The organism is Tolypothrix tenuis PCC 7101, from assembly GCF_963874875.1.
Classification (GTDB): domain Bacteria; phylum Cyanobacteriota; class Cyanobacteriia; order Cyanobacteriales; family Nostocaceae; genus Aulosira; species Aulosira tenue.
The window spans coordinates 5,616,352-5,641,350 of sequence record NZ_CAWNJS010000001.1 but is presented as its reverse complement, the minus strand read 5'-3'; the positions used below and the strand labels follow the sequence as shown (position 1 = coordinate 5,641,350).

Annotated in this window: 20 protein-coding genes and 1 tRNA gene; 5 read left to right on the top strand and 16 right to left on the bottom strand. The window is 40.0% G+C overall.

Going from position 1 to position 24,999, the window contains the following annotated elements:
• Window positions 1-364: 364 nt before the first annotated feature.
• Window positions 365-1,156, bottom strand: coding sequence for a glutathione S-transferase (locus AACU25_RS22210; RefSeq protein ID WP_096579349.1), 792 nt, complete (start codon window positions 1,154-1,156; stop codon window positions 365-367).
• A 1,206-nt stretch (window positions 1,157-2,362) separates the two neighbouring features.
• On the opposite strand from AACU25_RS22210, the gene AACU25_RS22205 reads away from it, so the two are divergent.
• On the top strand, window positions 2,363-3,280 hold the full coding sequence (locus AACU25_RS22205) for a fasciclin domain-containing protein (protein ID WP_096579345.1): 918 nt from the start codon (window positions 2,363-2,365) through the stop codon (window positions 3,278-3,280).
• A gap of 619 nt (window positions 3,281-3,899) precedes the next feature.
• Here AACU25_RS22205 and AACU25_RS22200 read toward each other — a convergent pair.
• Both AACU25_RS22200 and AACU25_RS22195 read right to left on the bottom strand, forming a co-directional pair.
• Window positions 3,900-4,283: a nuclear transport factor 2 family protein gene (locus AACU25_RS22200; protein WP_096579343.1), complete on the bottom strand. Its 384-nt coding sequence runs from the start codon at window positions 4,281-4,283 to the stop codon at window positions 3,900-3,902.
• Between the two features lie 13 nt (window positions 4,284-4,296).
• On the bottom strand, window positions 4,297-6,750 hold the full coding sequence (locus tag AACU25_RS22195; RefSeq protein WP_096579341.1) for a hybrid sensor histidine kinase/response regulator: 2,454 nt from the start codon (window positions 6,748-6,750) through the stop codon (window positions 4,297-4,299).
• A gap of 814 nt (window positions 6,751-7,564) precedes the next feature.
• On the opposite strand from AACU25_RS22195, the gene AACU25_RS22190 reads away from it, so the two are divergent.
• A complete protein-coding gene (locus AACU25_RS22190) occupies window positions 7,565-8,050 on the top strand; it encodes a molybdenum cofactor biosynthesis protein MoaE (RefSeq protein WP_321206757.1) in 486 nt (161 codons plus the stop codon).
• Window positions 8,051-8,189: 139 nt separating this feature from the next.
• On the opposite strand, the gene AACU25_RS22185 is transcribed toward AACU25_RS22190, so the two are convergent.
• The 3 genes from AACU25_RS22185 to AACU25_RS22175 form a co-directional block, all read right to left on the bottom strand.
• The gene (locus AACU25_RS22185; protein WP_096579339.1) at window positions 8,190-9,860 is read right to left on the bottom strand and encodes an alpha-amylase family glycosyl hydrolase; all 1,671 of its coding nucleotides are present in this window, start codon (window positions 9,858-9,860) and stop codon (window positions 8,190-8,192) included.
• Between the two features lie 176 nt (window positions 9,861-10,036).
• A complete protein-coding gene (locus AACU25_RS22180; RefSeq protein ID WP_096579337.1) occupies window positions 10,037-10,891 on the bottom strand; it encodes a cyanophycinase in 855 nt (284 codons plus the stop codon).
• A 310-nt stretch (window positions 10,892-11,201) separates the two neighbouring features.
• Window positions 11,202-11,405 (bottom strand): hypothetical protein, encoded by a 204-nt coding sequence (locus tag AACU25_RS22175; protein WP_045874577.1) that lies wholly within the window; start codon window positions 11,403-11,405, stop codon window positions 11,202-11,204.
• Window positions 11,406-11,854: 449 nt separating this feature from the next.
• On the opposite strand from AACU25_RS22175, the gene AACU25_RS22170 reads away from it, so the two are divergent.
• A complete protein-coding gene (locus AACU25_RS22170) occupies window positions 11,855-13,765 on the top strand; it encodes an ATP-binding protein (protein ID WP_096579335.1) in 1,911 nt (636 codons plus the stop codon).
• Between the two features lie 101 nt (window positions 13,766-13,866).
• Here AACU25_RS22170 and AACU25_RS22165 read toward each other — a convergent pair whose 3' ends face one another.
• The 3 genes from AACU25_RS22165 to AACU25_RS22155 all read right to left on the bottom strand — a co-directional run bounded on the left by AACU25_RS22165 (window position 13,867) and on the right by AACU25_RS22155 (window position 17,499).
• Complete coding sequence (locus tag AACU25_RS22165; protein ID WP_096579333.1) at window positions 13,867-14,910, bottom strand: 3-deoxy-7-phosphoheptulonate synthase; 1,044 nt, start codon at window positions 14,908-14,910, stop codon at window positions 13,867-13,869.
• A gap of 257 nt (window positions 14,911-15,167) precedes the next feature.
• Entirely contained in the window at window positions 15,168-16,823 is a 1,656-nt protein-coding gene (locus AACU25_RS22160; protein ID WP_096579331.1) for an alpha-amylase family glycosyl hydrolase, read from the bottom strand.
• Between the two features lie 292 nt (window positions 16,824-17,115).
• Window positions 17,116-17,499 carry a DUF1823 family protein gene (locus AACU25_RS22155; RefSeq protein ID WP_096579329.1) on the bottom strand — a complete coding sequence of 128 codons (384 nt, stop codon included), beginning with the start codon at window positions 17,497-17,499 and terminating at the stop codon, window positions 17,116-17,118.
• Between the two features lie 210 nt (window positions 17,500-17,709).
• On the opposite strand from AACU25_RS22155, the gene AACU25_RS22150 reads away from it, so the two are divergent.
• Complete coding sequence (locus AACU25_RS22150; protein WP_096579327.1) at window positions 17,710-18,015, top strand: acylphosphatase; 306 nt, start codon at window positions 17,710-17,712, stop codon at window positions 18,013-18,015.
• Here the strand turns inward: AACU25_RS22150 and AACU25_RS22145 are convergent.
• Window positions 18,012-18,605 (bottom strand): macro domain-containing protein, encoded by a 594-nt coding sequence (locus AACU25_RS22145; RefSeq protein ID WP_096579325.1) that lies wholly within the window; start codon window positions 18,603-18,605, stop codon window positions 18,012-18,014. The genes AACU25_RS22150 and AACU25_RS22145 overlap by 4 nt on opposite strands.
• A 153-nt stretch (window positions 18,606-18,758) precedes the next feature.
• On the opposite strand from AACU25_RS22145, the gene hisD reads away from it, so the two are divergent.
• Window positions 18,759-20,042 carry a histidinol dehydrogenase gene (hisD, locus tag AACU25_RS22140; protein WP_096583936.1) on the top strand — a complete coding sequence of 428 codons (1,284 nt, stop codon included), beginning with the start codon at window positions 18,759-18,761 and terminating at the stop codon, window positions 20,040-20,042.
• 264 nt (window positions 20,043-20,306) lie between these two features.
• Here the strand turns inward: hisD and fba are convergent, their stop codons facing one another.
• From fba to AACU25_RS22110, 6 genes are all read right to left on the bottom strand, one after another.
• Complete coding sequence (gene fba / locus AACU25_RS22135) at window positions 20,307-21,386, bottom strand: class II fructose-bisphosphate aldolase (RefSeq protein ID WP_096579323.1); 1,080 nt, start codon at window positions 21,384-21,386, stop codon at window positions 20,307-20,309.
• A gap of 306 nt (window positions 21,387-21,692) precedes the next feature.
• Window positions 21,693-22,379 (bottom strand): Uma2 family endonuclease, encoded by a 687-nt coding sequence (locus AACU25_RS22130; protein WP_096579321.1) that lies wholly within the window; start codon window positions 22,377-22,379, stop codon window positions 21,693-21,695.
• Between the two features lie 154 nt (window positions 22,380-22,533).
• Window positions 22,534-22,605, bottom strand: a tRNA-Lys gene (locus tag AACU25_RS22125).
• 64 nt (window positions 22,606-22,669) lie between these two features.
• The gene (locus AACU25_RS22120; RefSeq protein ID WP_096579319.1) at window positions 22,670-23,539 is read right to left on the bottom strand and encodes an aldose epimerase family protein; all 870 of its coding nucleotides are present in this window, start codon (window positions 23,537-23,539) and stop codon (window positions 22,670-22,672) included.
• A 118-nt stretch (window positions 23,540-23,657) separates the two neighbouring features.
• On the bottom strand, window positions 23,658-24,695 hold the full coding sequence (pdhA, locus tag AACU25_RS22115; RefSeq protein WP_096579317.1) for a pyruvate dehydrogenase (acetyl-transferring) E1 component subunit alpha: 1,038 nt from the start codon (window positions 24,693-24,695) through the stop codon (window positions 23,658-23,660).
• On the bottom strand, window positions 24,695-24,892 hold the full coding sequence (locus tag AACU25_RS22110; RefSeq protein ID WP_096579315.1) for a hypothetical protein: 198 nt from the start codon (window positions 24,890-24,892) through the stop codon (window positions 24,695-24,697). The genes pdhA and AACU25_RS22110 overlap by 1 nt, the downstream gene beginning before the upstream one ends.
• Window positions 24,893-24,999 lie beyond the last annotated feature (107 nt).

Here is a 24,999-nt window from a genome sequence, read left to right as displayed (position 1 = left end):
ACGACTCTAGAACCCAATACGCTTGGGTTAAGCTCATTAGTGATTGATTTGTCACTTAATTAAAAAGCCAGATCAATTGGGGGATTCTCCCCCAAACCCCCGATTGGGTGACGGTTGCGTCCCCCAAACCCCCTCCAAAATTATTGTTCTGTTTTTTTGTTGAGTAACGTCAGTTCGGGTTAAAGAGGTTTATTTAACGTTAAACGCCTGAAACGGCGCAAGCACGTTGACAGATCCTAGAATTAAGCAACGGTGTCATGGGGGTTTCAGCTTATCCCGAACTCAGGTTGAGTAACTAGTTTTTTGGTTTTGTGATCAATTAATTTTCTTAACCCAAGCGTATTGCTCTATAACCCTTAACCTATCAATCAATTTGAATTGAAGTCGGTCTACTTGCAGATGGGGAAGTACCAGTTAATGGTTTACGGAATTGGGCATAGATGCGATCGCGCCATTCAAAAAACGGTGCATAATCAGGATTATCTGCTAAACCAGGCAATCCTTTACCTCTAAGTTCTACAGGTAAATCTAAATAAGGCCCCTCGGGAAATTTCAGTAAAATTGATAAACCAGCTACTGCCAAATCAGCTAAACTCGGTTCATCGCCTAGCAAATAAGGGCTATCAGCCAATAGCAGTGTCAGCGCTTCTAAGTCTTGCTTTAAATCTGCGATCGCAGATTTAATTACATCTGGGCTATAACCAACCCCAACACCCAAAACCGTTAAGAAATCACGTGGTACTCCCTCAATCAGATTTTTGAGAATATCTGGTGTAGAAGTGGGTAACAAGGATTTACGAAAATTTTGGTCTTGACTAATAGCAGCAAATAGTGCTTTCCGCCCTTTGATACCTATCGATTCATCTGCCCATTCTTCTATTAATAAACATGCACCTCTTTTCTTGGGATCTTTCGGGATTAGTGGACGTTCTGGATACTCTAAGTCTAAATATTTAGCTATTTCTGTGGAATCAGCAATATATCTGCTTCCATCTTTTAAAACTGGTACTTGCCTTTGACCAGTCAGGCGAAACAGTTCTACCTGACCAATTCCTGGTGTAACTTCTATTTTGCGATAATTTAGCTCTTTATAATCTAAAATCAATCGCACTTTTTCTGAGTATTGGGATAGTTCCCATTGGTATAATTCCAGCATTTGAATACCCTATAACTAATGAATTGAGCAATTTTACTAATTGTATCTTTAGTTGCTGTAATCGTTTTGGTAATTCAATTTTTACTCACGAGTTCATTGCCAACAAATTTAAATTTTCAGATATTTTTTAGCAAACCTATAAGCCTATCAAAAAAATCTTTCTTCATGGATGCAATTATCAAATAATTAAATTGCTTACCTACTCACGTATAAATTAACTTAACATCTTATTCCTGAGTTTGCACTGATCATTTTAATTTCTCATGCTTTAGAATCACGTAATTTATTTCGTATAAAAAACTACTTTATATTTTACTATAAGTATTATTTGAATTCCTGCCTTTAGTCAGCTAAACATAAAAATCGTTCTTCTCCAATCCCCAACTCCTAGCCCAGCACGCCAAATTATGTACCTCTGATTGATAATCCTGCGGGGAAGTGGGGTTATTTTCTCAAAATTAACTTACTAAGCTGTTACGCATTTAAATTGTATATTTCGCGCTCAGGTGGTCAAGAGTCCAGAATCCAGGGTCAAAGGCTAGCTTGGACTTTTGACTCTTGACCCTTGACAGCCCTAACGACAGAATATTTGATCTAGGCGCGTATCAGCTTAAGTATGTTGACAAAGTAAAAATAAAATTTTCCAGAATTTTTCGCAACTGTTCGCCCAAAGCCAGGAACAGATTCAAACTCAGAATTCCTTTTGTTATCTGGCTTTTCTAATTTTGAATTGAAAAATTAGAATATGTATTACCTCTTGCATTGAAATAGGAAAATCTGGAAATAAGCGAGCAAATTTTTTAGCTAGTTTAATCTTACTAAAGATAAAGTATAAATTGTAACAATATTTTAAATAATGATGATTTAATTTGATAGCTAGAGTTACAAGATTTTTATCTAAAAAATTTATCTTGCTACCAATTGACACCTTTTGGATACTGGCATTGTCAAATGAGTAACTTAATCATCGCACTCAGCAATATTCACTCAGGCAAATAAATTAATTCACTTCATGCAGATTATTTGAGCCTGCAAGATAGCTGGAAATTATTACCACAACTATTGTTCACTAATTATGACGTTCTCATGCAATGTGATATTAGATATCTTTGGAAAAAATTTCTTACGTCTTAGGTGAGATTTTGTACGTAGCAAAATGTTATAAGTCTTTATGTAACCTGTGCAAAATAAAAACAAACAAAATTTATGAAGGTCAATTACAGCCAATTGCTAACTAATCTTGCTGGTATAGTAGGAATAGCTGGATGCAGCCTTGTGATTACATTACCTTCACAAGCAAAGGAAGCAACAAATCCTAACCCTAGCATTTTTAGCGAGGCTCCCTATAGCCGTAGTCAACGCATTGAGGCAAACAGTAACTATACACCTGCTCAGGCTACACAAGATACAGCAAAAGGCACAACTGCTAACAGAAATTTGGTAGCACAGAAAACCAAAAAAAGAGGACTCAATCCTAACCCAAGTATATTCAACGAGCCTCCCTATAACCGTGGTGCTAGCAGTGCAAACACAAGCAGTGGAGAAACTGCACCAACCCCAACCACTCCTGCTGAAGCTGCACCCACTACACCTACAACCGAAGCACCTTCTGCAACACCTACAGCACCTGCAACAGAAACACCTTCAACACCTTCTAACACTGCACCAACCCAAACTAAGCCTGCACCAAATTCTAGCAGTACCCAAAACAAGAACTTGGTAGCAATTGCAGAGTCCAATGGATCTTTTAAAACCTTAACTCAAGCTTTAAAAGCAGCTGGATTGACTGCAACTTTGGAAGGCAAAGATAATTTTACGATTTTTGCACCCACCGATGCGGCATTTTCTAAATTGCCTCAAGATGCAGTCCGAGATTTGTTAAAGCCTGAAAACAAAGAAGTTTTAATTAAGATATTAACTTACCATGTAGTACCCGGTAAGGTATTATCTAGCGATTTAAAATCAGGCGAAGTGAAAAGTGTAGAAGGCGGTGCTATCAACGTCAAGGTTGATCCGGCTACAGGTGTGAAAGTAAATGAGGCTACTGTAACTCAGGCAGATATTACAGGCTCTAATGGTGTAATTCATGCCATCGATCAAGTAATTTTACCTCCTGATTTGTAATGGCTGAAGTCTGAAGTAAATTCATAGCCTAAAACTATTTTTATGCGTTGGGTAATGTCTAGTTGCGTTAAGTTTATCTACCCATACTCAAATAGAAATTAGGCTTATAAAAACCCCGTTGAACGGGGTTTTTTCGATTGAAGAAATACTAATACCATTTTGAAAAAAGAACGCGACAGATGAGTAGGGGCACGGCACCTGTAAGATATTGGAGATGCCAAAAGATTGAGGATACCGTGCCCTTACAAAGAATTTATCTGTTGCAAACATTATTTGAATTGGTATAAACTGATGCACATCTAAAGATTGCACATTTTCTTGGTTCAGTCGTCAAGATTTCAGAGGAGCCAGTTATGTGCAGTAATGCACCTTATTCTAGGCTTTGGTGCGGCGCTTGGCGACATTACACCCTACGAAATCAAATATCAATCCCAATACGGTTAAGGATTTTCAACTCGGAATTTAGTTTGGAGAAAAGGAGAAAGCGTAAGGGTTAAAGGTTTTTTCTTACCCCTTTTTCCCTTCCCCTTTTGCCCTTAACGACAGTATTTATATCAATCCATGCAACTTAAATGTGTAAAAGTTTAGCCCATAGCTGCTAATTTATTCACTGTTAAGTTTAACGCATAATAGGGCTACCGTGATGATGAATTAAATACCATTTACCACCTAGTAATTGAAATATATTTGTGGCGATTGACTGTGCTTCTAGTCTTTGTCCACGAAATACTTGGAGGATATTTTCTTTCAAAATCACATAAGCAATATTGTCGGTTACTTCAGTAGAGATGATATCTAAATTAACTTCTATATAAGCCGTATTTTTAAATATCTGCTCCCAAGAATATTTAACTTCCTTCCAACCACGCAGCACATTACGTCCAGGATGAATACAAGTACTACTTGTTCCTTGTGACCAGACTAAACTCATGGCTTCAATATCTTTTTTTTCAAAAGCTCTATAAAAAGCTGCGTTGACTGCTAAAACTTCATCAGATGTCATAGTAAATATTTAATCAACTCAAAACTAAATGTAGGGTTTTTAATAATTCCTGTACCGTATATGGTTTAAGTAAAAATGCTACATTGGGAACTGTTTGATTGATAGGTGATTTTTCGCCTGTAGATATGCCGCTGACAGCAATAATAGATAATTTTGGATTCATTTTTTGTAATGTACGAATGGTAGTATCTCCATCCATATTGGGCATCATTATATCAATAATTGCAGCTTTAATTTTATCAGTATTTTGGGCATAAAGTGCTATTGCTTCTATGCCATCACGAGCTGCGATAATTTGATAATTATGGCTTTCTAGAGATGTTGCTGTTACTTCACGAATTGCAGCCTCATCATCTACAATTAAAACCCATTCTCCTCTGCCATGCTCAATTTTACTATCTTCTAATATCTGCGTTGTAGCTGTATTTACTGCTGGTAAATATACTTGAAATTCTGTACCTTGATCTATACAACTTGATACAGTAATAAAACCATTATGTCCTTTAATAATTCCCATCACAGTTGATAAACCTAAACCAGTTCCTTTACCAAATTCTTTTGTGGTAAAAAATGGTTCAAAAATTCTATCTAATACTTCGCTCGGGATACCACATCCTGTATCCGCAACTTTCAGAACTATGTAATAACCAACTTGAGCATCAAGATTCATTCTGGCATAGTTTTCATCAATATAAATGTTCGCTGCTGATATAGTAATATTGCCGCCACTGGGCATAGCATCACGAGCATTCAGGCATAAATTAATTAATACTTGATGTATTTGTGTACTATCACTATAAATAGGTGATAATTTCTCTGCTATTTCTGTAGATAATGTAATTGATTTAGGAAAAGTTTCTTGGATAATTTCGTTGACTTCTAATAAAATATTTCGCAACTGGATAACTTGGCGATCGCCTTCAATTCCGCGTGCGAAAGATAGTACTTGCTTAACTAAGTTAGCACCGCGTTTGACATTATTTTCCACTATCGAGAGCATTTGTGAACTTTGGCGATCAGGTAGTTTATTTTTGAGGAAATGTACCGACATCAAAATTGGTGACAGAACATTATTTAAATCATGAGCAATGCCACTAGCAAGAGTGCCTATACTTTCCATACGTTGAGCGCGGAAAAATTGCTGCTCTAGTTGCTTTTTATGAGTAATATCGGTGTCAACAATTAAAATTGATTTGGGTTGAGAATGCTCATCTAAGACTAGCATCCAGCAACTTTCCACAATAATTTCTCTGCCTGATTTGCTAGTTTTTTGTAATTCCCCTTGCCAAGAACCTTTTCCTAACACAGTTTGACAGATTTCTTGATATTGTAATAAAGGTTCATTGTTAAACAGTTGACAAGCATTTTTACCAATAGCTTCCTCTGCCTGCCAACCGTAAAGCTGTTCAGCACTTTTATTCCATAACAAAATATTATTAGATAAATCGCGTAAGACGATCGCATCAGTGGAAATATCCAGCAATGCTGCTTGTTCGCGAATTTGTTGTTCTACCTGTTTGCGGCTGGTAATATCTTCAAAAATATATAAACGCCCAAAATATTGATCATTGCGATCGCGTACTTGGGTAGAGAAGCGTCTAATAGTACGTCCATCGTTAAATTTAATCTCATCTTCGACCACAGCACGGTATTCTTCATTTTGCAAAGGTTGGCAGGAAGCTGCAAAAGCGGGAATATCTAAGATTAATTTGGCACAATCGGGAATAATATCCTGATTTTGCAATTTTCCCGCTGCCATTTGCGCTTCTAGGTGTTCAATACCCCAAATCTCACAAAACTGCTGATTAAAATAAAGTATATTATCAGTACGGTTATCTACCACATAAAAGGCTAGGGGCGAAACACTAGTCATAGAGCGTAAAAGCGCCTCTTTCCAGCGTAATTCTGCTTCGGCTTGTTGGCGATCGCGCAACGCTGCTTGCTTCTCTTTAATACCGTCAACCAGGTAAGCTAATTGTGGATTTTTCCGAATCTCTAATTGTCTAATAACTAAGCGACTTAAAGCTTGTAGCGATTCTATCTGTTTCGGGGTTATTTCATGGGGAATGCGATCTACTACGCATAAAGTCCCAATCGCTTGTCCTCCTGGTGCGAGCAAAGGAACACCAGCATAAAATCTTACATAAGGTTCGCCAGTAACAATTTCTGAATTAGCAAACTTTGCATCTGCTAAGGTATCAGGAATAATCAAAACATCACACTGTGCTATACAAATTGGACAAAACCCTAAATATCTAGGCACTTGCTCAAAATCCAATCCCACCTTGGCTTTAAACCACTGACGATCAGCATCCACTAAATTAATCACTGCGATCGGTGTATCACAAATCTGCGCGGCTAAGAATACTAAATCATCAAATGCTGGTTCTGGTTTGGTGTCCAGAATTTGATACTGATAAAGAGCCTCAAGCCTTGCTACTTCTGGAGAATACACTAAAGATTTCATTAAATTCTGCCTAATCTTGTTGAAAATAGGTATTGAAAGCTAGGGATTGGCGATTGGTTTGTGCTGATCCCACTAGCTTGAAAGTGCTGAGTGCAAATCCTATTCCGACTTTTATGCAAGGCTTGTGAAACTTGTTTCATCAGAACTGCTTCTTTTTGCATCAAATTGGATATCTTATAGAAATCCCTTCAGGGTGACACATCACAGTGTCGCCGCAGAAAACAATCTGTAGCCAGATATTTGAATAACTGGTGTGACTCATGATTATTGAGATTCATCAAACCAGAAAGATTTAATGCTACTTTCTATGCAGTCTGCTTTCAAAAGCCATGTAAATCAGAGCTTACCCAACTAGCATCTTATTTAATTCCCTAGTCAAGACTTTAGTCCTCAACATTAGGGATAGAGCTGCTGTCTCCAAACAAAAACTTGAATTTTTTGTGACACTTGCGTAAGCCTTATTAAGTACATTTGCTAATTGGTTACCAATTAACAATTACTTGCTGATTAACTCAGCCTTGCTGATACTTAATACCAATGCACTTGCAAACTATGGGATGTCCGAAAAAGCTAGCTAATAACTTTGTCACCTTTAATTATAGTGATCTGCCTTAAGATGGATGACTACAGAACTGAAGATTGACGTAATTTTACGTAAGATTACAATTTTTAACTTGCACATAACTGTAGCAATCCTCAATCATCCTGAATAAGAAGACACCAGGCTTGTCCAAGACGTTTGAGTATCTTTGTCTGCTAATTCCCCAAACCAGATAGGATTGCTATATTGGGTTTCAGTTACATAAACTTTGTTGTGACAAATACACTGAACTTTCGCGTTAAACCAAGAGCCGAAGATAGCTTTGCTATTACCCTTGCGCCTTTATCTTTAGAAGAAATTTACGCCAAAGCCGACGATCCTGCAAATGGTGCAGTAGTAGTAATGAGTGGTATGGTTCGCAATCAAACTGATGGGAAACCAGTAGTTAGCTTAGAATATCAAGCTTATGAACCAATGGCATTGCTAGTATTTTCCCAAATTGCCGCAGAGATTCGTTCTCTGTGGACTGATGTCAAGCGGGTAGTGATTCATCATCGCATCGGCCGTTTGCAAGTTGGCGAAATCAGTGTTTTAGTAGCAGTTGGTTGTCCTCATCGCAGTGAAGCTTTTGAAGCTTGCCGTTATGCTATAGATACTCTCAAGCACAATGCCCCTATTTGGAAGAAAGAACACTGGCAAGATGGTTCCAGCAGTTGGGTGAGTATAGGCGCTTGTGAACAGCCAGGACAAGACTGTTAAGGGACTTCCAACTAAAAAAATATACTATCGCTTTCTTGGCAGGGGGGCAGGGAGCAGGGGGGAGAAAAAAATAGTCTTGGAGTATATTGGATAATTTATTTTCTGGAAGTCCCTAAAATCCCTGAACAGAGATAGACAACTAGTGAGAAACGTATATCTTAGCTGTGTAGGGTTCTAGGTCTGTAACTAAACCATCTTGACCTACTTCTACCTCAGTTTGAGTAAACCAATCTTGCCAATGTTCAGCATTGGGGAAATTGGGAATGCAATAGTCAGTAAGCTTCTGCTCGTGGAAATTTACCACAACCACAACTTGAGAACCTTGCTCACGCCAACGGACGTATGCTAAAAGTTTTGCGTCTGCATCTTCACAGAAAAATTCTATGTTGTCACTTTGCAGGGCTAAATTGTGTTTCCGTAGGGCAATGAGTTGTTGGTAATATTGCCATAAATCATGATTTTCCGCATTTTCTAACAAAGGCCAAGCTATTTTCTTAGGCTGAGTCACACTTTCACTTTTCCGCTTGTGTTCGCCAAACTCTTCACCCATCCACAGCATCGGTATACCCTTTGCTGTCATTAACAGCGCCGCCACTAATTTAGCCCTTGTAAATGCAGATTCGCCAAAGATACCTCGATTACCTAATTCTCTAAATAAACGATCGCGATCGTGAGTTGACAAATAATTTATGACATTTCTACCAGTTTTATAACCCTGCTGTTTTGGATCTAAAACTTGCTTAAGATGATCTAATTCAAATTTTTCACCACAAACATGGGGAACTATAAAGTAGTGAAAACTTTCATGCCAGCAAGCATCAAGTGGCCCCTCTGGTGTTGTGACTTTGCTGGTATCGGGAATATGTTCTGCAATATTATAAAACGGCTTAGGTGCAGTATTCTTTTTTGCTTGTTGAGCCAGCCAGTGCAGAAATTCAAAGTTAGCTAATTGGCGCACGGCATCAAAACGAATGCCATCAATGTGATATTCTTGAACCCAAAAACGCACCACATCCCCAACATATTTCCAAGCAGGTTTAACGTCTAATTTTTCATCATAGTTATCATAGTTAAACTCTGGCCCCCAATAATTATCCGGATCTTCTGGATAATGCATATGTTCGTAGTACCAGTAGTTTCTATCTATTAGCATTAACGGGCATTCTTCATCCGTATGGTTATAAATTCCATCCATGAAAACCCGAATACCTCTACTATGACACTCATCAATGAACAGTTTTAAATCGGCTGTTGAGCCGTAGCTAGATTCTGTGGCAAAAAAATGCCGGACTTTGTAGCCCCAGCTATAATCGCCTGGATACTCATTCACAGGCATTAATTCAACTGCATTGATGCCTAAATCACGCAGATAATCTAGCTTTTCAATAGCATCTAGATATTTTCCTCTTTTGTCACTATCAACTTCACCTCCAGTAAAATCAGCAACGTGCATTTCATATATGACTAATTCCTGATTTTCTGGCAGAGGAATATCATCATGTTGCCAAATGTAAGTATCTACTATACGTTTACCATCTTTAATTTGTACTATGCCTACTTTTTCTTGCTCATCAACATCAGTAGCGTAGGGGTCAATTACTTCTACCCATTCATCGGGGGAAAAATTGGGGCTTTTGGTTTGGACGCGAAACTTATATTGATAAATACCATCTTCTAAGTTTAATTGAGTAGAAAAATAACCATCTTCGCTTTTTTCCATTGGCGTTTCTTGCCAATCAGAAAAAGAACCCATTAATGAGGCTTGATTGTTACGGGGCGCGAACAATTTAAATTCAATTACAGCAGACATTTTGTTACCTCAGAAGATGTTTGAAGACGACCCCAAAAACCATGTAATTAATCCCCTAACTGCTTGAGAATCAGAATGCTGTTTCTGCTTCTTCAAGATAGTTGGGGGATTTACAGAAGATAAACATTACTAAAGGATATTTACTCTCTAGTTAATTCATCGGCATCTTATAAAAATCAGCTATTTGCTGAACCAACTGGGACTGATGAATCTGCAATCGAGGCGTTTTGTAAAATAGGCTGGCGAGTTTTTAGGTCAAATTTATAGCCATTTGGGAGAATATGTAATTTGGCTCCGAAAATTGCCAACGGCTCATCCTTGAGAATTTCGTCAATATTGTTGTGTGTTGCGTCTGATTCATCAACAATTGTCACCGCACCTTCACCCACAACTTCAATTTGGTTATCAGTAACTACCATAGCGGTATTTTCATCAATCCCAAATCCTAAGTCAGCAGGTTCTTGTAACAAAGCAGAAATTAAGCGTCCTAGACGACCACGTTGTGAAAAATGTTGATCGATAATCACTCCTGGTAAAAAACCCATACCAGGGCCAATATCAACTATTTCAATTCGCGGATTTGTTTCGGAATCACCTTCTACAATCATGGTGTCAGGCATTACTGCTGCACCAGCACTTGTACCTGCTATCACAACACCTTCAGCAAGTCGCTGGTGAATAGCTTCATCAATTTCTGTATCCTTAAGAATACCAGTAATGCGCGCTTGGTCGCCTCCTGTAAAAAATATCCCAGTGGCATCATTAATTGCTTTTAAAGCTGTTGATGAAGATGCATCTTCGCGAGTTTCTGTATCAACTATCCGAACTTTTTCTGCCCCTAAGCGTTCAAAGACTCTAATATAATTTTCTCCAACTTCTCTAGGCAGTTCTGTTGCGGCTGTCATAATAACAATATGAGCTTTCGTACCTCCAGCACGCCGTAGAAACTCGCGCAGGATTTGGCAATCACCTTCTTTATCTTCAGCACCACCAATAATTACCAACTGCCGTTTAATATCGGTCGTCACCATGATCTCACCTAAAATTTTATGTAAGTATTTTCAATAAAGCATGACAATTACAGATATCAAATCATCCATTTGGTAGATTAATAAATTAAAATTATTGACAAGCTTGAATAGTCTAAATTGTAAATATTTTATACCTGCAAATAAATACGAGAATATTTTTATATTGTTTCCAATATATATCAGCCTCTAGATACTAGTTCTAGAGGCTGAAAAATCATTTTTTTATTTGAATTTAAGTAACATCAGAGTATTTTTTAATTGCTAAGATTTGCATGAAAAATTGAAATTAGATTTCTCTATCCAGAGTCATCTAATACAGGCGGCTGCGATAAAGTAAGTTAACTAAGAAAAGACGGGCTTGTTCTAGGGGGAGATGTCGAGGTTTACCCTGGTAGACAATTTGATATTCGTTGCTGTCTGGGCCATCTCCATGACCAGAAATTAGCTTTTGGTGAAAAGCTTCATCAGCAAGTTGCCGAACTTCATTTCTTAAGGAAATTTGTGTATTGTTCATACTTTGCTGTCTATGACGATCCGTATTCTAGATATATAAAATTCAAAAGTAATTTGCACCTTTCAAAGGTTATATTTTTGATGACAGAGAACTTAAAGTAACAATATAGGACTTACGCAAGTGTCATATTTTTCGTGCAGTGCTTGTCCAGAGTCCAAAGTCCAATTTTTGACCCTTGACTCTGGACTTTTGACTCCCAGCCCTGAATATCTCTATCTACTCCATACTGAGTAATAAAAATTGAAAAATTGTGATTATACCCTGGGATAGCTGAAAAAGTCTCCCAGTAGAGTTAGGCTGTGCCAGTAAGGGTTGAGTTTTATACTCTGAACAGTCGTTAAGCGATCGCTTCCCCAGCAATACGCAAAAATCAATCGATCATCGATAGGTCTGGGTAAACGCAAGTCAGCGTCCGGACTTCAGGGTGTTTAGCTAGAGGTTTACTATCAATGCTTCAAGAAAAAAGCACCGATGCAGTCCGCATCAATGCCAGAAAAACCGACGTATTCGATATTTTCAAGTTCAAGCATTACCAGGGCCCCAACCCCTATTTAGAAGTAGGGGCGCTAGTATTCAACTTTGTGCTGACTGAGTATAGAAAACCTCTACCCATTGAGGACTTAGTTTCAATTATTAGCGATCGCTATCCCACTTTAGCCAACCAAGAATATGAATCCTATGCCCATCTGTTTGCCCAAACTCTATCGGAAGTGGGCAAGCTGGAGATGGGTTTGCACCTCTCCCGTTGGAATGTGCAACCAAATTCCAATTCTGTGTATATCGCTATCCAATCTCTACACGAACGCACAACTAGAGGGGTAGTCTACTTTGTTTGGGATTGGTTTGAGGCTATCAACCGAGATGCAGATTTCTTGTTTGAGGATGAGTTAGCACGCTTACAAAATAGATTTAGACAATCTGTCTACGGTGGCCCCACAGTTTACGCCTTATTGCGAACAGCTTACGAAAAAGCTATTCCCACTTTTTATCTCTGGGAAGAAGGATTGACGCAGTATGGCTATGGCAAAAAACATATTCGCGGTGTAGCCACGACTTTTGACTGCGATAGCCATATAGATTCTGACTTTACTACGCGCAAAGATGACTGTAAGGCTTTCTTAAAAACCTTGGGTTTCCCTGTACCAGAAGGCGATATTGTCAATACTGAAAAGGATGCTTTAGCAGTAGCCAGAGAAATTGGCTATCCAGTAGCTGTGAAGCCTGTAGTCGGACATAAAGGAATTGGTGTGACAGCCGAAGTTCAAGACTCGGAAGAACTAGAATCTGCCTATAGTAGGGCGCTAGCGGCGATTCCTGAAGAACAATCTACAAGGATCATTGTCGAGAAAAGCATATCCGGCGCAGATTTTCGCTTGCTATGCGTCAATGGTAAATTTGTCGCCGCTACAGAACGCCGTCCTGCTTCAGTTGTTGGTGATGGTTACTCCACTATTGATGAGTTAATTCGCGAAGAAAACCGCAAACCTGCACGCTGGGATACACCAACTTCTCCTATGAGTAAAATCCAGCGTGATGAAGCAATGGAATTGTACTTAAGAGAACAGCGTTTAACATTAGATAGTGTGCTGGAAAAAGACCGCACTGTTTATCTTCGCAAAGTAGCAAATCTCTCGGCTGGCGGTATGAGTATTAATGCCACACATACCGTTCACCATGACAATATTATTTTGGCGCAGGATATTGCCCAACACTTCCGCTTAACTTGTCTTGGTATTGATGTGATTACCAAAAGTCTCTCGGAATCTTGGAAGGATGGTAAATTTGCCATCTTAGAAATCAACGCCGCACCTGGTATTTTGATGCATTTAAACCCAGCAGTTGGTGATAGTGTGGATGTGCCTTCTCATATTTTAGGAACATTTTTTGAGTCAGGGACAGACGCGAGAATCCCAATTATTACCTTTAATAAAATCTCAGTTCAAGAGTTGCAAGAAACCATAGACCATATACTTTTGCAACATCCTGATTGGACAGTAGGTGCTGTTTGTCGTGATGGGCTTTTTGTGAATCGGTCGAGAAAGATTTTAAGCAAAAATTACAACAGCAATCTTCAAAGTTTGTTACGTAATCCCAAACTCGATTTACTGATTGCTGAGTATGAAGCTGAGATTTTAGAAGAGGATGGGATGTTCTACCAAGGTAGTAACATGGTTGTTCTCGATAATCCCAACGAGACTGAAATGATGTTAGCGCGAGATGTTTTAGAAGGCTCGACTGTGGTCATTAGAAAAGGAGACAATATTTCAATTAGCCGTAAAGGGTTAATTGAAGATTACAGCTTAGGTGAAGATGAACCATTCACAAGGGTTTATTTGAAAGAAGTCGGCACAATTTTGTAAGTTTTATCAATGTAGGGTGCGTTAACGAAGTGTAACGCACCGTCTCAATTCAATTAGCGGTGCGTTACGGCTTTCGCCTAACGCACCCTACAGATTAATCACTATTTCAGCTTGTCGTAAGCCGCCAAAATAACTCTTTCTGTTTCCTCCCAGCCAATACATTTGTCTGTTACAGAAACACCATATTTTAATTCTGATTTTTGGCAATTTACTGATTGACTACCTTCAAATAAATTCGATTCCAGCATCATACCGACAATTGAAGTATTGCCATCAACTACTTGTTGAATCACATCTTCCAAAACCGCAGATTGTAATCTGTAATCTTTATTCGTATTACCATGACTACAATCAATCACGATTCTGGGTGGTAATTTCGCCTCTTTCAATTTTTCTTCTACGGTTTTGACGCTAGCTGCATCAAAGTTAGGTTGATTTCCACCTCTTAAAATCACGTGTCCGTAGGCATTACCTCTAGTTTGAAATACACTCACCTGTCCATCTTGATTAATGCCGAGGAAATTGTGAGGCATTCTCGCAGATTGTAAGGCATTTAAAGCTACTTGGATATTACCATCTGTACCGTTTTTAAAACCTACAGGCATGGAAAGTCCACTGGCCATTTCCCGGTGAGTTTGTGATTCAGTAGTGCGTGCGCCAATGGCAGACCAAGCTATGAGTTCACTAATATATTGAGGGATGATTGGGTCAAGTGCTTCTGTAGCGGCTGGTAAACCTAATTCGGCAATTTGTAACAGCAATTCTCGCGCAATTAATAAACCATTTTCTACATGAAAAGAATCATCCATTTCGGGATCATTGATTAATCCTTTCCATCCTACTGTGGTTCTGGGTTTTTCAAAGTAAACCCGCATTACTAGTAATAATTTATCTTTGACTTTCTCTGCTAAATTTTTTAATCGTTGCGAATATTCTAGTGCTGCTTTGGGGTCATGAATTGAACAAGGCCCCACAACTATAAATTTTCTTCTGTCTTGAAAATCTAGAATTTGTTCTAGTTCTTCGCGATATTTCAAAACAGTTTCTTCGGCTGATTTAGTTAATGGTAATTTTGATTTTACTTCGTTAGGAGTTAGTAAGACGTGAGAGTTCTCAATGTTGGCGTTGAATAATATATGGTGCATGGAGCGGAAATTGTGATTTATGCTACTAAATTGAGACTTAAAAATTATACACATTTATAGTCAAAAAATACACCAAAATATCATAGAACGCTCAAATTACCAAGTCTTATAGCTGACTAATTTTTGACTCAAGTGTATTTTATTAGACCTAATAAATCCTACTCATAACTGAGGTAATCAAGCTAAAGAAAAAGGGGGGCAATATTTCCCCCCTTTGATTAGGATTTGGAGCGTTTTCTCAGTACCAGTGTAATCAATTACTGCCAAACAAAGACTTTAGCTTCATAGGGGCCGATATCGGTGATGATACCATCATCGCCAGCTTCGACATCATAATTAGCTGTCCACTCGTGCCATGTACCACCATTGGGGAAATTAGGAACATGATAACCAGAGAGGAAGTTCTCGGAGAAATTTGCCACAACTACTACACGAGAACCTTCGTCATTCCAACGGCTATAAGCTAGTACTTTGGCTTCGGGATTTTCATGAATAAAATCGATATTTTCTGTGTAAAGTGCATGGCTATTTTTACGCAGATTAACTAGGCCCTTATAGTAATCAAACAAACTAGAATTTAGTTCATTCCCTAATAGTGTCCAGTCGATTTTAGCTGATTCCGGTTGTTTGGGTTTATACTCGCCAAACTCTTCACCCATCCAAATTAAAGGCACACCAACAGCGGTACATAGGATAGCAACTCCTAATTTAACTCTTCTAAATGCTTCTTCATCAAAAATATTGCGATCGCCTAAGTCCACCATCAGGTGGTTATGGTCGTGGTTAGTGAGATAATTTACCACATTGGTAGCACCCATAAAACCTTGACGCTTACAATCAATCACGTCTTTGAGGTTTTCTAAATCAAAGGTGTCGCCATAAATATGTGCAGTCACAGTGTGATAAAAACTATCATGCCAGCAACCATCCATAGGGCCATCAACGTTGGTAATGCTGGTAGTTTCGGGAATATGTTCGGCAATATTATAAAAAGGTTTGGAACCAGCAGCATTTTTCGCTTCCTGTACAATCCAATGCATGAAATCGTAGTTAGCAATTTGGCGTGCTGCATCATAGCGAATACCATCTATATGATATTCTTCAATCCAATATCTTACTGTATCACCAGTAAATTTGCGTGCGGGATAAGTTTCTAAATTTTCATCATAATGTTCATAGTTAAACTCAGGCCCCCAACTATTATCAGGGTCGCGAGGCGCATGGTGATACCAATAATCGTGGTCAATTTGAGTTAATGGGCTAGAGGCTTCTGAATGGTTATAGATACCATCCATAATGACGCGAATACCTCTAGCATGGCATTCATCAATTAATTTTTTTAATCCCTCTGTAGCACCATAACTAGATTCTGGTGCAAAGAAATGACGAGGGTTATAGCCCCAACTATAATCACCAGGATATTCTTTAACTGGCATCAACTCAATAGCGTTAATTCCTAATTCACACAAGTAATCTAATTTTTCAACAACGTGTTTATACTTTCCGCGTGCATAGGGATCATCTTCTCCACCGGAAAAGTCACCAACGTGTAATTCATATATGACTAATTCATGGTCAGCAGGCAAATGTTTATCATCATGTTGCCAAACGTAGGTATCAACAATTCTTTCACCATCTTTAATTTTGACGATACCGTTATCTTGACCACTTAATTCATCAATATCAGTTGCATAAGGGTCTGTAACATCAACCCATTGTTCTGGTTCTAGAAACCATGAATTTGATTGGACGCGAAATTTATATTGATAAACGCCATCTTCTAATTCAACAGAAGTGCGGAAATAACCATCGTCACCTTTTTCCATTGGAATATCTTCCCAATTAGAAAAAGAACCGATTAATGCTGCTCCTTTGTTGTAAGGTGCAAACAGATTAAATTCAATTTTCGCCATATAATTGCATCAGGAGTAGAAAATGTTGGTAAATATATTTTCTGATCTCCACTTATATTTAGCCAATCGCCCAGGGGAAATAATTAACTCATGATTTCCTCTATCTGTGGGAATAAATTTAATATTTATTGCATATTAAATTGAATATCAGTTTGAAATTTATTATTTGAATATTGAGGCAATAATTATATTTTTTGGCAGAAGTAGTCAAGAGTCACAGAGACGCGATTATTCGCATCTCTACTCAAAATTCCCAAAATTCAGACTCTTGACCCTTGACTTTTGACTCTTGTTAAACTGACTCTAAATTACTGCTAACAGGATTCATATAACTATATAACCAATTCGCAGCAGTAGCCCTACGAGTTTGCCGAGGCCCAAATTCACCAATTTTGTAACCTTTAAAACCTAACTTTTCCTTGAGAATTTGTTTGTTTTCTTTAGGTATAGAACGAGTCAATTTGACTGTAGCGGGACGACTGTCAATGAAATCTGGTGGTTGTGGGTATTCATCCCGCCATTCTGGTGCGACTTCGCTATTGTCCCATTCTCCAGTTGATGAGTTGTAGCGATAACCTAAGCAATGCCATACCAATTGGTTGACTGTTGCATCATCAATAGTTTCGTTGAGAATTGCCCAAATAGTATCTGTATTGAGTGGTGGCAAATTAGACATAAGCGAGTTGAACTTCCAAGTTGACGCGTTGAATAATTGGTAATTGTGGCGAATCAAGAATGCGATCGCACTCCTAGTGCAAAGCACTCTATCACTATATAATCCAATAAACTGCCAAATCTAGTGATGATTTTCAGCCTGTCTACATTTTGGAATAAAGTCATCAGCCAAAATTCGGTAGGTTAGAAATTGTCCACCATTGACCAGTCAATGCAAAATTCTACTCCACTGTCAAAACTCATCCGTGCCCATGTTTTCGTTTCTGGCCGCGTCCAAGGCGTTGGCTATCGCTACGCTACAGTAGATACAGCAAGCCAGTTGGGATTAACAGGCTGGGTGCGAAATCTTCCCGATAGTCGAGTAGAAGCAGTTTTTGAAGGGGCGCGAGAAGTGGTAGAAGAGATGGTGCGCTGGTGTCATAATGGCCCTCCCGCCGCTGTGGTACAAAATGTAGTGATGGAGTACGAAGAACCGGAAGGTTTGCGGGGATTTGAAGTCAGGCGTTTATCACCTTAACTCCTTCCCTCCCAGATCAAAAGTTGTCGTGAAGCTGCTACAAAGCAGTTAAGATGCTTGGGGGGATAGAGAAAATGGTCATAGGCTAATGCCATTAATCTAGCAGCCTCATGATATGGTACTCTACCAATACCCGTACCCAAACCAGGACAAGCAATGGTATTAATTTTGTACTGAGCGTGTTGGTTATGGTGGCGCACCGCTAAAAGCATAGCCCACATAGATATATAAGGAATGTCCGTCCCCATAATAGACATAGGAACTCGCATTGTCGGTGTATGTGCTAGAAACGGATGCTTAAAATGACCGGTTTCCACAATCATTGATGTTCCTACTGGCTGTTCACCTAAATAATCTGCAAGTATACGTTGCTGTACTCTGTCCATCAAAGAACTACCAAAAAATTTGATAATGGCAGCATCCATACCACCATCCATCATGCCAAAAGAGTTAGCCGGACTAACTAAACAGTCAAAATTAGGCAACCACTCAAAGTAGTCGTTGACTATTTCAACGTTAGGTAAATAATTGAAATGTTCTTGAAATGCTGCCGCTAATAATGAATTGGGCGCTACTAATACCAACTTCAAGCCTTATTCCTCCGCTTGAATACTTATTGTAGACGCAAAAATTACCAAAGTGTGATTGCTCCCACAATTAAACCTTTGGTGATGGCAATTGAGATAAAATGTGATTGTTCGCCCCAATTGATTGTTGACCTTGGGGCATTAAAGATACTGTCCATGCAGCTACTTCAAACAACCGACAAAGATTTTTCTACCAAATTCAAAGCACTTGTAAATGATCGCCGGGAAGCAACTGTTGATGTTAGCGGGACAGTAAGAGAGATTCTGGCTGATGTCAAAGTGCGTGGTGATGCGGCAGTCCATGACTATACTAGCCGCTTTGACCATTATCATCCGGAGTCTTTGCGTCTAAGTGAGACATTTATTGCCGAACTTGCAGCCAAATGTCCAAAGGATGTGACAGCAGCCTTAGAATTGGCAGCAGAGAGAATTGCCGCATTTCATGAAAAACAACTACCCCAAGATATCGGCTATACCGATACAGTTGGTGTGAGGCTGGGATTAAATTGGGTAGCACTGTCAAAGGTAGGAATTTATGTACCTGGCGGACGCGCTAGTTATCCTAGTTCAGTATTAATGAATGCCCTACCCGCAAAAATTGCTGGTGTCGATCGCATAGTGATGACAGTGCCAATGCCTCGCGGTGAGATTAATCCCGCAGTACTCGCAGCCGCTAAAATTGCTGGTGTCACAGAAATATATGGTATTGGTGGAGCGCAAGCGATCGCAGCTTTAGCATATGGTACAGAAACTATTGCTCCTGTTGATAAAATTGTTGGGCCTGGTAATGCCTATGTTGCCGAAGCCAAACGCCAAGTATTTGGCACAGTGGGAATTGACAGTATTGCTGGGCCATCCGAAATTCTGGTAGTCGCAGATGACAAAAATAATCCCGAATGGATCGCTTGGGATTTACTATCGCAAGCAGAACATGATCCTAGCGCCCAATCTATTTTAATTACCGACTCAGCAGAATTCGCGCAAAAAGCGATCGCATCAGTTGAGCAAGTTTTAAACAAATTGGCTACCAAATCAGTAGCTACCGCCAGTTGGGAAAAACATGGGGCTGTAATTATTGTCAACGATTTAGCCGAAAGTATTCCCCTCATCAACCAGCTAGCACCAGAACACATAGAATTATGCATAGATAACCCCCAATTACTAGCTAGCGAAATCAAATGTGCTGGTAGCCTATTTTTAGGACGCTATACACCAGAAGCCATTGGCGATTATTTAGGCGGGCCAAACCATGTCCTTCCAACCTCCCGTTCTGCCCGTTTTGCCTCCGGCTTAAGTGTTTACGACTTTTTAAAACGCATTACCTACTTAGAATGCAATCAACAAGCATTACAGCAAATCGGCCAAGCCGCAGTCACCCTAGCAGAAGCCGAAGGCTTACCAGCCCACGGCGGTAGTGTAGCCATACGGTTGCGGGATTAGGGATTGGGTACTGGGGATTAGGGATGAGGTAGAAAATACCAAATGACAACAGACAAACCCCAATTACCAATTACTCATTACCCATTACCCATTACCCATTACCCATTACCCATTACCCATTACCCATTACCCATTACCCATTACCAAACCCCAAACAAAAAAACCAGGTAACTACACGCTACCCGGTTCATGTCTCTTAAAATCACAATTTCCAGACTGATAGGAGCAAAGCCCTGCTATGCTCCTAATGATTTTTCAACCAAATTAGACTTTAGCAGCTGCCTTGGTGATCATTTTGAGTTCGCCTTTAGCGTACTTAGCAGCAAAATCTTCCAGAGAAATTTGCTTAATCTTGCTAGCGTTACCAGCAGTACCAAATTGCTGATAGCGTTCTGCACAAACCTTCTGCATATAGGTGATAGAAGGCTTGAGGAAGTGACGGGGGTCAAATTCCTTGGGATTTTTTGCCAAAGCTTCACGTACCGCAGCAGTAATTGCCAAACGGTTATCGGTGTCAATGTTTACCTTACGAACACCGCTCTTGATACCTTTTTGAATTTCTTCTACAGGTACGCCGTAGGTTTCAGGAATTGCTCCACCATACTCGTTAATTACAGCAATTAAATCTTCAGGTACGGAGGAAGAACCGTGCATTACCAAGTGAGTGTTGGGCAGACGGCGGTGAATTTCTTCAATACGGCTGATTGCCAAAATTTCGCCAGTTGGCTTGCGGGTAAACTTGTAAGCACCGTGGCTTGTACCGATAGCAACAGCCAAAGCATCTACTTGAGTTTGTTCTACGAAGCTAACAGCTTCGTCGGGGTCGGTCAACAATTGAGAGTGATCGAGTGTACCTTCAAAACCGTGACCATCTTCAGCTTCACCAGCACCAGTTTCTAGAGAACCTAAGCAACCGAGTTCGCCTTCAACGCTGACACCCAAAGAATGAGCTACATTTACAACTTCGCTGGTAACACGGACGTTGTACTCGAAGCTTGCTGGGGTCTTAGCATCAGCTTCCAACGAGCCGTCCATCATGACGCTGGTGAAGTTGTTCTTAATTGCTGAATAGCAGGTAGAAGGAGCATTGCCATGATCTTGGTGCATGACAATGGGAATATGAGGATAGGTTTCTACCGCCGCTAAAATCAAATGGCGTAGGAAATTTTCTCCTGCATAGTTACGAGCGCCACGAGAAGCTTGTAAAATTACGGGGCTATCTGTCTCAGCAGCAGCCTTCAGGATTGCCTGAATTTGTTCCAAGTTGTTAACGTTGAAAGCTGGGATGCCGTAACCGTTTTCAGCCGCGTGATCCAACAACAGCCGTAAGGGTACAAGCGCCATAGATAGTCCTCCTAATGTGGTTGTCAGCTAGTCGGGGTGAGAGAAGCGTAATTATTTACTATTAATGTAATTGTTACGCTAATCTTAAGAGTTTTTTCAACATATAGGAAATTATAACTATTGATGAGTGTTTATGTTGAAAAAGTTTACGCTACAACTCATAAATGTGCCCCATATTCACAATAACGTACTGTACAGTCTGCTACTCCACAGCTTGAGGCTTTGGTAGTCTTGTATCCAATGCGATCAACCAAAGCCGATTTCTATAACTACCTATGCTAACGTCTGTCTAGCGCTGCAATTCTCTCAAGATTCTAATTGCTGGATAAATGCTGCGTGTTCAGCAGATTGTAAGCCTGTTTGTAAAACAGCTAAGACAGATTGCATATTCCCTGCTAATACTTCTGCTGCTGCTAACCACAATCCTGGGAAGACCCGACTTTGCAGTATTCCACGCTCATTAGCTACTAATTCCAGATATTCACCCTGTTCTAAATAAAACCAACTCAATTTTTGCTCTAGAACTTGCCAAACAATATATTCTTTTACACCATTGCGGCGATAAGCTTGTTTTTTACCATGCAGGTCAATAGCTACACTACTAGCAGCAATTTCGACAATTAACTCTGGCGCACCTTCAATATAATCATCTTCACTTAGTCGTGCTTGGCCTCCTGCCTCTGGATTGATCAGCAGAACTACATCTGGTTGAGGTTCGTTATCTAAGTCTAAGCGTACAGTTGGTTCAACCCCCAAAGCTACACCAGACGTAGCTGCTTCATAAGTACCAAGCCATGTAAGAATCCAAGCATGAGGTTGACCATGACTTCTAAAACGCAAAGCAGCAGGCATAGTATAGACAATTCCCTCAATTAATTCGGCTTTTTTCAAATTGGGCATAGCGTTGTAGCGACGCTCAAATTCATAGCGGGTAAGTTTGTCGCCATTTTCCAAAAAGGGAATTATCCGATGCTGGGGAGGGGTTTTCACCATAACGTCTAATATTTGGGTTAGCCTAAGCCTATCCTACCGAACTGCGAAAATTTATTTTAGGGAGAGTGCGATCGCACTCACAAATACCCCTATCAACAATTAAGCTCGCCTCTACTTTGATTCCTCAAGCATCAGCGAGCATTTTTCTTTTATATGGGTCGCCCGGGATTCGAACCCGGAACTAATCGGTTAAAAGCCGAGTACTCTACCGTTGAGTTAGCGACCCGTTAAGTTGTGTATCGCAACTTTGCAATTATAGCACAAACATCTGTAGATTTGTAAAGGGGTTTCTAGAAGAAATTTGCCGTTAGGCGTACAGATGCTTGGTAACTCTCTCCTGGGGCTAACACAATCAGATGCTCGCCAGTATTCAGGGAATTACGAGGCGCACTCCAAGGCTCTAAACAATAGAATTCTTTACCCTTAAGCGTCCAAAATACCAAGATGGGATATTCATTACCGTACTCTAGGGAGACCCTTAGCTTTCTGCTGTTGTCAACCACAGAGGCAGATTGACTGGTGAGTTCCTTAAAGGCAACGTCAATTTCATCCTGACTAAAATCAAAATTACCATGAAATGGATAAATTTCTTTAGTTGTTTGATTTTGATATTCGCCAGAGGGGATGTCAAACTCTAATTGATTTTTGTCACCTAGCTGAAAGTAGGGATGAAAACCCATAGAAAAAGGTAATGGAGTCGATGACAAATTTTGATACTGTTGCTTAATCTCTAAAGTGTTGCCTTGCAGTTCGTAGGTAAAAACTAGCTGAAAATCAAAAGGATAAACAGCTCTTGTTTGCTCGTTGCTGTGGAGAACTATAGTGAGGCTAACTTGATCGTGGGTTACTTGATCACTCACCTGCCAAGGTAAATCACGGGCAAAGCCATGCTGTTTCAGGGAATAATTCTTGCCATCTACGGTGTAAGTATTATCAGGCAAGTTGCCACAGATGGGAAACAAAATCGGAATTCCACCCCTAACACTTAAATCGGGATTAGCAAATCTTTCCGCATCTAAATAAAGGATTTCTTCTCCTTGAATGCGCCAACGGGTAATAATACCGCCCCGTTCTGGAACAACTTCCAATTGCGAACCTGCGCTTTCATCAGAAAGAATATAGGTTTTGTATTGCTGCTGTTGAATCGCTATAGAAAACACAATATTTAGTCCTTATTGCTAATTGGGCATGGGGCAGTGCTGAGTTCTGAGTCAGGAAATGGTGATTTCTCCTTGTCCCCAGTCCCCAGTCCCCAGTCCCTAGTCCCCAATCCCCAACTTACTCGTCTTCTGCAAACACAAAGCGATATAACTCGCTGGGATCTGGTTCGGGGCTACTTTCGGCGAATTTCACCGCATCGTCGATGACACCTTGAATTTTGCGATCAATGCCTTTGAGTTCTTCTTGATCTGACAAATTGTGTTCAACTAAATAAGCTGCTAGCTTCTTAATTGGATCGCGGGCAAACCAGAATTCTTTCTCGGCTTTGCTGCGTAGTTCGTCGGGATCTGCTAGGGAGTGACCGCGGAAACGGTAAGTTAAGGCTTCAATTACAGTCGGGCCTTCTCCAGCACGGGCACGGGCGACAGCTTCTTGAGCAACTGCACGCACAGCTAGCACATCCATACCGTCTACTTCTACGCCCGCCATGTTAAAGGCACTGGCTTTTTTGTAAATTTCTGGGTCAGAAGTAGCGCGATCGTGAGCCATACCAATTGCCCACTTATTATTTTCGATCACGAATAGAATTGGCAGTTTCCATAAAGCTGCCATATTCAAAGTCTCAAAGAACTGACCGTTGTTAGCAGCACCATCACCAAAAAAGCAAGCAGTAACTTGGTCAGCACTTTGATCGCCCAATACCTCGCGGCGATATTTGCTTTGAAAAGCTGCACCAGCTGCTACAGGGATACCTTCAGCCACAAAAGCATAACCACCTAATAGGCGATGTTCCGCAGAGAACATATGCATGGAACCACCACGGCCTTTGCTACAACCTGTGGATTTGCCAAATAACTCTGCCATCACTTCTCTGGCTGGAACTCCCGCACTTAAAGCGTGGACGTGGTCGCGATATGTACTGGAAACATAATCTTCTCCTGGTCGCATCGCCCCTTGTATCACGCCAGTGGAAACGGCTTCTTGACCGTTGTACAAATGGACAAAACCAAACATTTTGCCTCTATAGTACATTTCAGCGCATTTGTCTTCAAAAAAGCGCCCTAAGACCATGTCCTCATATAACCGCAAGCCTTCTTCTTTGGTTATCTTGACATTAGCAGTATTAAAGGTGGGTAACGTGCGTTCTTGAACCATTATTTGTATAGTATCCCTGTCGCGTCAAACTGCAATTTACGATTTTTAACTGAGTCAACAATCAAAATTTGTGTACCAAAAATCACATTTGTAAATGGGTGACTTTTGATTTTTAATTTTTGATTTTCAATTTTATAGCCCACCTGCCAGGCGGCTATTACTATCAAAGCAAAAGCCGTCTTGAAAGTTAAATCCACACCCCTTCATAGGCTATCAATCAGGATAGCTTGCTTTCTGCATATCCATTAACAATTTGGCAAAAATCAGGACGCTAATTCCTGTTCTAGCTAAATACTTAGTTAGA